Genomic DNA, 6094 nt, shown 5'->3' with positions numbered 1-6094 from the left:
CCGGCGCGGGTGGGGCAGCCACCGCCACGGCGGCCGGCGGCGCGGCCGGTTTGCGGTCCCGCCCGCCGGACCAGGCCAGCAACACCGCGCCCAGCACCAGCACGGCGCCCACGGCGGCGAGCGGAATCAGCGGCAGCTTGCGCGGCCTGGCGGCGGGCCGGGGCGGCGGCATGGCCGTGACGGCAGGCTGGACCGTCTTCGGTGCGGCGCCGTCCTGCGTGCGCGGCGCGGCGGTGGCATCCTTGAGCGGCCGCGTCGTCACCGGCGCGGCAAACTCGTCGACCAGCACGGTGCTGGATATGTGGCGCTGCGTGGTCGGCGCGTTTTCCAGTTGCAGCAGCATGCGGAAAGCGGCGGCGCTTTGCGGCCGGTGCTCGGGCCGTACGTTCAGGGCGGCGTCTATCGCTTCGAGAAACTCGGGACTGTAGCGGCCCCTGGCGCTGTCGGCCAGCTTGCTCATGCCGTCGGCCGCCAGCCGCGACACGGCCGCCTGCGGCACCTTGCCGACGATGATGAAATAAATCACCGACGCCAGCGCGTACAGGTCGGTCCACGGCCCCTGCGCCATGTGATCGCCCATTTCGCCGTACTGCTCTATCGGCGCGTAGCCGGGCTTGAGTATCACCGTCAGCGCCTGAGTCATGTCGCCGATCACGCGGCGGGCGGCGCCGAAGTCCAGCAGCAGCGGCACCTCCTCGCCCAGCATCAGGATATTATCCGGCGAAATATCGCGGTGATAAATCTGCTTGTCATGCAGCACCTGGAGCGCGTCGAGTATGTGTCCCAGGAAGGTTTTCAACCACGTTTCGGTCGACAGCAGCGCGTGCTCCTGCTTGAGCATTTGCTTGAGCGTCGGCGCCTGATAGAAAGGCATCGCCATGTAGCCGGTGCCGTTGGCTTCCCAGAAACGATAGACCTTCACCAGGCAAGGATGGTCGAAGCGCGCCAGCAACTGCGCCTCCTTGACGAAGCTGCTCAAGCCGACGTTGAAGGTTTCCTCGTAGTGCGTGGACAGGATGGTGACCTGGGTTTCGCTGGTACGCCCGGCGAACGCGGCGGGCATGTATTCTTTAAGCGCAACGTCGCGGCCCAGCGAATGGTCGCGCGCCAGATAGACGATGCCGAAACCACCCTGGCCGATGACCTTGGTGATTTCAAACTCGCCCAGCTGGGTGCCGGCCGCGAGCGCATTCGGGAATGCCGGGGCGGGCGCGAGGACGGTGTGATCGTCATCATCAGGGGGAGGATTCATGATGATAGCTAGCCATGTGAAAGGGATATCGCGAGCTTCTTATTACATCCCAATCAGCGCTCGCATGTCAATTGAATAATACATTTAGGGCGCGATACGGCATCCTGATATCCTTGCTGAGTTGCTTTCGTCGCCAGATTCGCGATCTCTAGCAGAACAGAGTCGGCCGGGCCCGCTACCGAAGGCGCGAACCAGCGACGTGGCGGCCTAACCGTGCTTGTGTCGCCGCGCGGGAACGAGGGCGGTGTGGATCCGGCGACCGACGAAAGGACGAGATCATGGCATATTGCGCTAGCGACTGGCAGTCGAAGGGCTTTGCCCATGCCCCAGAGCTACAGCTGAGCGCTGGCGTCATGCTCTACCGATGCTGGGGTGAGCGGACGCCGGGCGTGGGCAGCAGCGAATGGGGCAGCGGTTATTTCTCGATTGAAAAACCGGCCTCCGTACTCGAAGCCGAGGCGCGTTTCAACATCGTCGATTGGAACAACGGCGTTCACTTCGTGTCGTCATTTCGCCTGAAGCCCGGCTTCGCTTATTGGATCGGCCCGGTCGCCCATGGCATGTTGGACCAGCATCTGATGGGCAAGCAAGTGTTGGTCGAGCCGCCATTGGATATCAAGCTTGAGCTCATAAAATCACGCGAAGTGCTACGCCACGATGTATTCGTTAGCCCGAGGGACGGCCACGCTTGAAAGGTGTGCCGCACACTGAAATGAGGTGGTCGCTGACACGATAGCTAGCCAACTGCCCTTGTTTCCGCCGCCCGGTGCGGCACCACGGCTAGCCGCAGAGTCGATGGACTTTGTGCGAGACGTGGCCTTGCGTGCGACTGTTCTGGAGGGACCAGGTAGAGATTCCGAGGCTAAATCTTTACGCAGGGCGGCAATGACGGGAATTGCCTCCGATGATATGCGAGCTCTCGGGAATCGTGAAATCGCAGTCCAGGGAACGATAATGCGCGAAATAAGTAATCACCTGATGCGCCTTGACGAAGTTGACGGGGCGAAATAGGAAATGCAATCAAAGGAAGCGCTAGCCTACTGTTCAATCCCACGCCGAGGACTCGATGACGCCTAGCGCTCGGAACGCGGGTTTGCAGAACCAATACCCCTGCATAAGGTCGACGCCGGCATCGTAGAGGAAGTCGCGCTCAGCCTTTGTTTCAATGCCTTCGGCAAGCACCCGCACGTTGAGCGCGGCGCAGATCGCCACGATGCCATTGACGATGGCCTGTTTTGGCGTGCTGGTATCGATGTCGCGAATCAGGTCCATATCGATCTTAATGATGTCAGGCTGATACTCGGAGAACAAGTTCAAGCCGGCATAGCCAGCCCCGAAGTCATCTATCGCGGTGCGAAAGCCAAAGCGACTATATTCCCGAAAGATATTGACGAGATGCGCCCGGTCCTGCACACGCTCGCCTTCGGTTACTTCAAAAATGATGCGTTCGATCGGGAATTGGTAGTGTTGCGCCGCTGCGAACGTACTGCGAATACAAGCTGCCGGTTGGTACACTGCATTCGGCAGAAAATTAATCGACAACGACTCCTTCAAGCCTAATTCTGCCGCTCCTTTGATTGCTTGCACCCGGCACGCCTGGTCGAATAAATAGCGGTTGGCGTCAGTCACTTGTGACAGGACCGAAAAAGCAGACTCTCCGTTCGGCCCCCGCACCAATGCCTCGTGCGCATAAATCGAACGGGCGCGCAGATCAACGATGGGTTGATAGGCGAACACAATGTCAAATCCTAATTCTTGCTCATCTTTGCATTTCTGGCACTTGCCGGACGGCGTGTCGCTCTGCGCGAATGAAGTCGAACTCATGTGGCACCTATTCTTTCTAAGGAATGCACCGGAAAATCATTATCACTGATATTTGCTGGATCACATCAACTCAACAAGCGGTTCCGCAAGTCATAGCAGGCTTCTCCAGCGGGAGCGTCGGTGTTTAGCCACATGGTTTTCCTGTTCCCGGAGCGAACTGGTCGTGACAATCTGTGAATTTTCCACATGAGCAAGATGCCATCCTGTCCAACCGGCCGAGATCGACCAAGAGTCGCCGCGGCTAGTAACTGACAGATGACATTATTAACAGGTTAATCTCGGTAGGGTTCGCCATGATGGTCGTCTCGATCATGATAGCCATTGTAGTGATTTTCGTCGCGGTCCCTGTGCTCATGATCTCCGCCACGGCCCCGTCCATCGGGGCCGTAAAGGGGAGAGACGATGCATCCGCTCAAAACGATGGAAGCGAAAAATAGAATAATGAGGGTCTTCATAACGTGCTCCGTTCAAGTAAGGTAATTTACTTATAGCGTGGAGCACGCTCGGAAGTCTGTGCGGCAAGGTACATAATCGGAAAGATGCGAAGAATCTGTCAAAAGCGCAAAAGATTTCAAGACTCGGAATCGACCATCCTGCTCCCCATGATCCTTAAGCGTTGCGATGACCAAAGTGCCTCAAAGTGCCTATTTTCGGGTAAGGTGACATGCTAGGGTAGGTGCTATTGACCGTTTCCGGCCAAGAGCGGCCATCCCATTCAATCGCTGCGATCCCTAAAAATGGCAATGCATCTGCTCCTTACAATCGGCCTCTTTATAGCTCTGCTGGGCGTCCCCATCCTATTGTTAATTCAAAGAATAATAGGTGCGGATTCGCTCGGTTTGTCTTCCCGGGCTGCAATGTGGGTTATCGCAGCAGTAGTTCTAGCTATTGCAGCGGCATCTTTCAGCAATTGGCGTTCGTCTATCGGCCTAGAGGTGCCAAAAATAAGTGCCATTGTCGTCTCGGTCGCCGCAACCTTTTGCGTTCTTATATCATGGCCTCTCGTAGATGCCATACTTCGTAAGAAAGGCTGGGGCACGGCGATCGAAAAGGATCCGTTCATTAAACTGGTGGCGCTTTCGCTTCCTTACAGAGCTTTTTTAGTTCTTACCGCAGGCGTAACAGAAGAGATACTATACCGTGGTTATGCTATGGGCATTGGCTCACAGTTATTTGGCAGTTCGACAATGGCCTTGATCGTCTCGCTGTTCGTTTTCGTTACATCTCATTTTCGATGGGGTTTTAGTCACCTCTTTTCCGTACTGTGGGCTGCCCTCATACTATCAATGCTGTTCGTCATCACAAATAACCTCGTTGCATGCATATTCGCTCATACTCTGATCGATGCCGTCGGGTTGCTTCTTGCGCCGTTGGGCATGGCAGGAAAGGCCAAGAATGCGGTGACTGTACGCACCGGAGTTTAGTTCCCGAATTGACGAGGGCCTAGGTCACTCCCGTTATCTAAACGTCGCAAGGTCTATTTTTAAGGCTGCTTTGGGGGGGCTTCAGCCTGAAGTGAGAATTCGTGAGTTTTTCAGGTTAGCAAGCTGCTATCCTGAACGCCGTCGGCCGAGGTCGGCCAGGAGCGGACGGATAGAATATGGTGCGCGTCTCGGTTGGACTGATTATTGCTCGTAAATCCTATGTTTGACATTTCGTCGAAAGATATTATGCGTATTAGATTAATTCTTGCCGTAGGGTTGTTAACTATTTCCACGGTATCATTTGCGGAAGAAATAGAGTTCCTTCCGAAAGAGACGGGATTTCCAAATTTGGACTATTCGGTCAAAGAGTTGTCGAACACGGACGCGACGTCAAGCCTAGAAATACCCGGTTTTTCTACACGAAGTGCGGAAGCGTCAAGGTGGATGATGTGCGTTTATACGAACATTGCAATGATGCGGCACAAAAAATACTGGACCGCAATCTATCCACGTAATGGAGAAAACGTACTTGTTGGGTTCCCGGAATCAGATAATATCGATGATTTAGGTAAACTCGGACCCGAGTTCAAAGGCGATTACGAGCTTAAAAAAAATATTACCTGTTGAAAAGATGTTATATTTCTGTGTGCACTTGGGTTATAAATTCAAGTATGCTCCATCCAGCAACTAAGAAACCTCGTGGCGGCTGAGTTCGGGCACAAGCAGCCGTTTGATTGGAGAATTGCAGGAATACAAATGGAAATAGCGCTGAATTTTTTTGCTATCCTCATGGTCACAGCCTGGATTCGGCCAACAGCGGACCTATCGGAGAGACTGACCTGATACGATTTGGAGGTGTAACTTGATTATTGTTCTCATCTTTGCCGTTGTACTTGTCGGTCTGCTGATTTCGACAAAGTACCGACCGAATCTTCCTCGCCCTTATAGACTCCGTAGCTGCGAGGGGCAAGGTTGGCGGCGGACGTTTCCAACGGCATCAAAGGAGGAAATCCGCTCGTTCCTTTTACTGTTCGTTTCCGCATTTGCATTTTCGGATAAGGATAAACTGAAATTTGGACCTGACGATAAAATCTTAGATGTCTATCGAAGCCTGTATCCAAGTCAGTGGCTGCCTGACGCGTTGGAGTTGGAGACTTTGGCAAACGACCTTCAGAAACGGTATGCACTGAATCTAGAATCAGTGTGGAGCGACGATTTGACGTTAGGGGAATTATTTATCCGCATCCGAATTTAAGGACTGAGTTCGGCCAAAAGCAGCCCCAGGAGCAGTAATTATGCGTTCTATTTTTGACCTAACACGTGTTCAGTTTTTAGGCTCAGCAATTCTAATTTGGGTTGTGCTGGCCATTTTATTTACTCTAATTTATTATTTTTCTAGCTTTTTTTCTGATGCGAAAGATGGGCTGTGGGACACATACGAGCTAATTATTTTTATTCTCTCGCTGCCGTACGTTATCACCATAATTTTAGTGAATATTTTTTGCGTATTCCAAGGCGAAAAAGGCTATGAGTCAAGTTAGCTTTCGTGAAAAGATTTTGCCAATCTAAATTTGCGTCCGACTGTATCCGGCCA

Annotated in this window: 6 protein-coding genes; 4 read left to right on the top strand and 2 right to left on the bottom strand. The window is 53.6% G+C overall.

Translation table 11 applies throughout. From position 1 onward, the window contains the following. On the bottom strand, positions 1–1252 hold a 1252-nt coding region (locus tag Q0S71_RS08800), incomplete at its 3' end, for a serine/threonine-protein kinase (RefSeq protein ID WP_295994005.1). A 278-nt stretch (positions 1253–1530) separates the two neighbouring features. Between Q0S71_RS08800 and Q0S71_RS08795 the strand changes: the two genes are divergently transcribed. Continuing rightward, a complete protein-coding gene (locus Q0S71_RS08795; protein ID WP_295994004.1) occupies positions 1531–1944 on the top strand; it encodes a hypothetical protein in 414 nt (137 codons plus the stop codon). Between the two features lie 352 nt (positions 1945–2296). On the opposite strand, the gene Q0S71_RS08790 is transcribed toward Q0S71_RS08795, so the two are convergent. After that, entirely contained in the window at positions 2297–3076 is a 780-nt protein-coding gene (locus tag Q0S71_RS08790; RefSeq protein ID WP_295994003.1) for an EAL domain-containing protein, read from the bottom strand. Between the two features lie 743 nt (positions 3077–3819). Between Q0S71_RS08790 and Q0S71_RS08785 the strand changes: the two genes are divergently transcribed. From Q0S71_RS08785 to Q0S71_RS08775, 3 genes are all read left to right on the top strand, one after another. Beyond that, on the top strand, positions 3820–4500 hold the full coding sequence (locus Q0S71_RS08785) for a CPBP family intramembrane glutamic endopeptidase (protein WP_295994002.1): 681 nt from the start codon (positions 3820–3822) through the stop codon (positions 4498–4500). A gap of 219 nt (positions 4501–4719) precedes the next feature. Continuing rightward, positions 4720–5127: a hypothetical protein gene (locus Q0S71_RS08780; protein WP_295994001.1), complete on the top strand. Its 408-nt coding sequence runs from the start codon at positions 4720–4722 to the stop codon at positions 5125–5127. Between the two features lie 235 nt (positions 5128–5362). Further along, positions 5363–5755: a hypothetical protein gene (locus Q0S71_RS08775; RefSeq protein WP_295994000.1), complete on the top strand. Its 393-nt coding sequence runs from the start codon at positions 5363–5365 to the stop codon at positions 5753–5755. Positions 5756–6094: the final 339 nt, after the last annotated feature.

Source organism: Rugamonas sp., assembly GCF_025354735.1.
Taxonomy (GTDB): domain Bacteria; phylum Pseudomonadota; class Gammaproteobacteria; order Burkholderiales; family Burkholderiaceae_D; genus Rugamonas.
This window is presented reverse-complemented; position numbering and strand designations above follow the sequence as displayed.

Coding starts and splice junctions, on each gene's coding strand:
- Q0S71_RS08795 (WP_295994004.1), top strand. CDS start 1,531: ATGGCATATTGCGCTAGCGACTGGCAGTCGAAGGGCTTTGCCCATGCC.
- Q0S71_RS08790 (WP_295994003.1), bottom strand. CDS start 3,076: ATGAGTTCGACTTCATTCGCGCAGAGCGACACGCCGTCCGGCAAGTGC.
- Q0S71_RS08785 (WP_295994002.1), top strand. CDS start 3,820: ATGCATCTGCTCCTTACAATCGGCCTCTTTATAGCTCTGCTGGGCGTC.
- Q0S71_RS08780 (WP_295994001.1), top strand. CDS start 4,720: ATGTTTGACATTTCGTCGAAAGATATTATGCGTATTAGATTAATTCTT.